Here is a 4,817-nt window from a genome sequence, read left to right on the forward strand (position 1 = left end):
TCGCGCAGTTCCCAGTGGTGGCCGGCCAGCAGGCGCAGGCGCTGCTTGAACACGTCACTGTCGATACGGGTGGTGGCGACCAGGTTGATGCGCAGGTCCTTCTGCTCGCCGGTCACGGTGGCGTCCGGATCGGTCACGCCCCACTGCGGTTCCACCGCATCCGGGTCGGGTTGCTTGGCCTTCCACCGTTCGAACAGCGTGCCGCTGCGCAGGGCGTCCTGCAGCTCTTCGGCGAAACCGGCGGCGCCCTGCGAATGGAAGGACAGGTCAGGGTCGTTGCCGCGGGCCTTGGACGGGTCGGGCAGGCTGATGTGGTACTGCGCAGGCATGAAGTTCTCCTTGAAGTGCGGCAAGGCTGGCACAACCACGGTGGAATCGGTGTGCAGATTCGCGCCGCGTCGGGGCATCACTCGAACCGATGTGGCCCATCGGCAAAGCCCACGGTGACCGCGCCCTTGCCGACATTGACCATGCCGGTCAGGCTCATCACCGATTCGTACACGGTCACGCCATGGCCGGCGCAGACCTCCTTCATCTGTACATAGCCGGGCAGGCTGCGCAGCTCATCCAGCTCACCGCCGTAGCTGACGCATACCGTCGGCGTCATCAGCCCGGCACGTACGCGCTGGCCGACCACCGCGAACAGCTTCTGCACGGCGCTGTCGAAGCCCTTGATCTTGGCGACCGGCCCGGTTTCGCCGCGGTAGCCGTGCAGCACCGGCTTGATGTCCAGTGCGCTGCCCAGCGCCGCACTGAGCAGGCCGACGCTGCGGTCGCCCTTGTGCCGGGCGCGCGCACGCATGTAGTACAGATCACGGGTGACCATGTAGCCGTGCACGTTGCCAGCCAGTTCTTCCAGCCGTTCGCGGATCTGCTGCACGCTGGCACCAGTGTCACGCAGGCGAACCGCCTCCACTGCGGTCACGGCCTGCGCAGCGAACAGGTTCTGGGTATCGAGCACGCGCAGGGCGAACGGCGAGTTGTAGCCCGCTGCCTGCCGCACCGGCTTGTAATCGTTGAGGATGGCGAAGCTGGCCTGCAGCGCATTGTCGTGGATCGGGCTGCGGGTCTTGGTGATGGTCATGCAGAACACGTGGTCGTAATCGATCACCAGCCGCTGCAGGAACAGGTCGCGGATCTGGTTGACACTGAAGGGGATGGTCTCCGCCTCGGCACCGTGCTCGGCCACGTGTGCATGCAGGAAACTCAGCGTGGCCTGCTCATCGCGATGATCGGCCAGAACCGCTTCACCGATTCGTACGGTGATCGGCAGCAGCACGATGTTGTGCTCGGCAATGAAGTCCTGCGGCAGGTCGCAGGCCGAGTCGACGACGATTCCGATGCGCATCCGCGGCTCCCCCTCCAGGGCGGTTGTAGGTTCGGAAACGTGAAATCTATCTCAAATTCTGGCGTGGCGCGCGAGGGAAACGCGCCAGGCCCTGTTCAGCGACTGCGCTGCACGGCCACCGGAAGTTCGGCCAGGCGCTGCCATTCGGGCTGCTGCAGCAGGGCGGGATCGGCCAGCACGGCGGCCATCAACGGATGGGCGTCGTTGCCCCAGAACAGTTCGTCATCGATGGCCAGGGTCGGTACGCCGAACACGCCGGCAGCAATGGCGGCCTCGGTGTTCCTCCGCAGCTGCTCCTTGACCGCGGGGGCCGCGGTGGCGCTGGCGACATCCTCGATCCCCAGCCGCGCAGCCGGTTCGCGCAGGGCCTCGGCGCTATCGGCGGCATTGCCGTCGCGCCAGATCCAGTCGAACAGCACGTCTACCGCCTGCACGCTGCCACCCGCGGCCAGGCACAGCCGCAGGGCAGACAACGGGTTGAACGGGTGGCCCGGCGGGAACCGCAGCGGTGTTCCTTCGGCCTGCGCAGTCCACAGCAGCTGGCGGTACATGAAGCGGCGCTTGGCCGGAATCTCGGCCGGCCCGAGGTTGCCCAGGTGATGCAGCACGGCACCGAAGGCGATCGGCACGGTCTGGATCCGTGCGAACTGGGGCAGCTGCTTCAGCTTCTGCCAGTGCAGGTAGGAATAGGGCGAGACGAAGTCGAAGTACCAGCGCAGGGTGGCCATGCGGGTTTCCTTGGATAACTGGAGGTCAGGGCTGCGCGTTGCGCTGCAGGTAGCGGTCGCGCAGTTCGGTCTGGCGCGAGCGCATCGGCATCGCCCGGCCGCCCAGCCAGACCTGTTCGGCATAGTGCGCCACGTCCAGCGGGTCGCCCTCCCACAGCACCAGGTCGGCACGCTTGCCCGGCTCGATGCTGCCAATCTGGTCGGCCACGCCGAACGCCTGCGCCGGCACCCGGGTCAGGCCGGCCAGGCCGTCGGCCCAGGGCAAACCGTTGGCCACGGCATTGCCGGCCAGCTGGCGCATCTTGCGGGCGTTGTGCGAGGCGTCGCCACGCTGCACGAACGAGACCGCCACGCCGGAACGCTGCAGGCGTGCCGCGTTTTCCAGCGTGGCGCCGATCTGGTCGAAGCTGGCCGGCAGGTTGGACAACACATCGACGAACACCGGTACCTGTGCGGCGGCCAGTTCCGGCGCCAGCTGCCAGGCTTCGGTGCCTCCGGCGATGGCGATCTTCACCTTTTCGCGGACGGCCCAGCGCAGCAGCTGGCGGATGTCCGCCGCGCGGTCCACCTCTACCACGATGCGGCCCTGGCCGGCCAGGTAGCGGCCCAGCGTGCGGCGCCCGGCCGGCGTCAGCAGCGCATGCGGTGAGTCCGCGGCAACCTGGCCACGCGCCTCGTCCACCATCTGCTGCAGCAGCATCCATTGCGCCGCACGCGAATGCCCGGTCAGCTCCACTGCGGCCGACCCTAGGCGCAGGAACAGCGCGCGCGCCCCGAGGGGATCGGCGCTGCCGTCCAGCCGCATCACGCCACCCTGGCCTGCAACGAAGCCGCCACCGGTGGCCGCCCCCAGAGCGGTGAAGCCGATGCCGTCCAGGCGCGCCACCGGGATCAGCACCGAGGCCGGGTTGTACGCCAGGGTGACATCGAACTCGGGGCGCAACGGTTGTTCGCCGATCTTCAACGTGCTGTCGACCGTGCTCGCTTCACCGGAGACCTCTTCGATGCCGATCTCGGTGATGCCCCCGAACAGCGCCGGTGTCAGCGGACGGCCATCGGCCTCGACCACGCTGGCCCCGGCCGGGGCGGACAGCCCGCTGCCGACGGCGCGGATGATCCCGCCCTGCACCAGCACATCGGCGTGCTGCAGGCTGCCGCGCGCGCTGGCCGTATGTACGGTCGCGTTGCGCACCAGCAGGTCCTGCGCCTGCACGGATGCGGAGAGGCAGGCCAGCACCATGACCGTAGCGCCGAGCCATGCCCGGCGACGCTTGTTTAACGCGCCCATCAGTGCACCTCCTGGCCAAGCTGGAAGTCGGAACGTGGCGTGGCCGCAGGTGCGCTGCGGTCGTACAGGCGGCGGCCGTCGATGAAGACCTGCTCGGCCAGCGCGTACGAGCTGAAGGGGTTGCCGTTCCACACCACCACGTCGGCCATCTTGCCGGCCTCCAGGGTGCCGGTCTGGCCTTCAATCCCCAGCGCCCTGGCGGCGTTGGCGGTCATCCAGGTGATGGCGTGTTCGGGGGGGATCTCCGGCATGCGTGCGCGGCGCGCGGCGGCGATCACCTTGGCCGCTTCCTGGTTCAGGCGCTGGATGCCTTCGGGGGAGTCGGAATGGACGATGGCGCAGCTGTTCTTCGGCCGATCGACCAGTGCGATGTTCTCCGGAATGCCGTCGAAGGCTTCCATCTTGAAGCCCCACCAGTCGGCCCACAGCGCGCCGCAGACGCCGTCGGCAGCCAGCCGGTCGGCCAGCTTGTAGGCTTCCACGCCGTGGTGGAAGGCGGCCACCTTGAATCCGAATTCCTTGGCCAGGTCGAGCATGGTGGCCATCTCGTCGGCGCGGTAGCAATGGATGTGCACGCGGATGTCGCCTTCGATCGCGCCGGCCAGCGTGTCCAGCTTGAGATCGCGCTTGCCGCCGGCATCACCGGCGCTGTCGCCCTTGTCGCTGCCGAACCAGCCCTTGCGCTTGGCCGGCTTCGGTTTGTTCTTGGCGATGTAGTCGGCGGCATCGATGAAGGCGGCGCGGTAACCGGCAACGTTGCCCATCCGCGTGGCCGGAGCGACGCCCTTGCCTCCGCCGTAGACCCGCTTCGGGTTCTCGCCGCAGGCCATTTTCAGCCCCCACGGCGCGCCGGGGAACTTCATCGCCTGGTAGGTGATGGCGGGGACGTTCTTCAGGGTCACACCACGACCACCGACCAGGTTGGCCGAGCCCGGCAGCACCTGCATGCTGGTCACGCCGCCGGCCAGTGCGGTGGCGAAACCCGGGTCCTGCGGCCACACCGAGTGCTCGGCCCAGACGTTGGCGGTGACCGGCGCGGTCATCTCGTTGCCGTCGCTGTGCGCGCCGACGCCCGGGCTGGGGTACACGCCCAGGTGCGAGTGCACGTCGATCAGGCCCGGTGTGACCCACTTGCCCTGCGCATCGATGCGGGTGACACCAGCATCGGCCTGCAACTGGCGGCCGACGGCAACGATGCGGCCCTCGCGCAGCAGCACGTCGGCGTTGTCCAGGCGCTGGCCGGTGCCGGTCAGCACGGTCGCGTTCTGGATCAGCACCGGTGCATCGGGGTGTGCCTGGTAGGTGCTGGGGTAGGGATCGGCGACGAAGCGCGAGGCGCCCACCGCCGGTGCCGTGCTCAATGAAAGCAGCGCCAGTGCCACCCCGGTGCGCAACAACGTCGATGCCATGCAGTTCCCCTCACCAGAAACATGAATCCACGGACGCTAGCCGG

5 protein-coding genes are annotated in these 4,817 nt (G+C 68.2%); all 5 read right to left on the bottom strand.

Annotation, left to right across the window (positions count from 1 at the left end; all coding sequences use genetic code 11):
- Nucleotides 1-329 (bottom strand): hypothetical protein (locus N5E02_RS20070; RefSeq protein WP_279946669.1); only part of this gene is annotated, 329 nt, incomplete at its 3' end.
- A 77-nt stretch (nt 330-406) separates the two neighbouring features.
- A complete protein-coding gene (locus N5E02_RS20075) occupies nt 407-1,348 on the bottom strand; it encodes a DegV family protein (protein ID WP_279946670.1) in 942 nt (313 codons plus the stop codon).
- A gap of 95 nt (nt 1,349-1,443) precedes the next feature.
- The gene (locus N5E02_RS20080; RefSeq protein WP_065185376.1) at nt 1,444-2,076 is read right to left on the bottom strand and encodes a 2-hydroxychromene-2-carboxylate isomerase; all 633 of its coding nucleotides are present in this window, start codon (nt 2,074-2,076) and stop codon (nt 1,444-1,446) included.
- A 25-nt stretch (nt 2,077-2,101) separates the two neighbouring features.
- On the bottom strand, nt 2,102-3,364 hold the full coding sequence (locus N5E02_RS20085; RefSeq protein WP_279946671.1) for an amidohydrolase family protein: 1,263 nt from the start codon (nt 3,362-3,364) through the stop codon (nt 2,102-2,104).
- Nucleotides 3,364-4,773 carry an amidohydrolase gene (locus tag N5E02_RS20090; RefSeq protein ID WP_065185374.1) on the bottom strand — a complete coding sequence of 470 codons (1,410 nt, stop codon included), beginning with the start codon at nt 4,771-4,773 and terminating at the stop codon, nt 3,364-3,366. Before N5E02_RS20090 ends, N5E02_RS20085 begins: the two co-directional genes overlap by 1 nt.
- Between the last annotated feature and the right edge of the window lie 44 nt (nt 4,774-4,817).

The sequence above is a fragment of the Stenotrophomonas sp. GD03777 genome, assembly GCF_029842485.1.
Classification (GTDB): domain Bacteria; phylum Pseudomonadota; class Gammaproteobacteria; order Xanthomonadales; family Xanthomonadaceae; genus Stenotrophomonas; species Stenotrophomonas sepilia.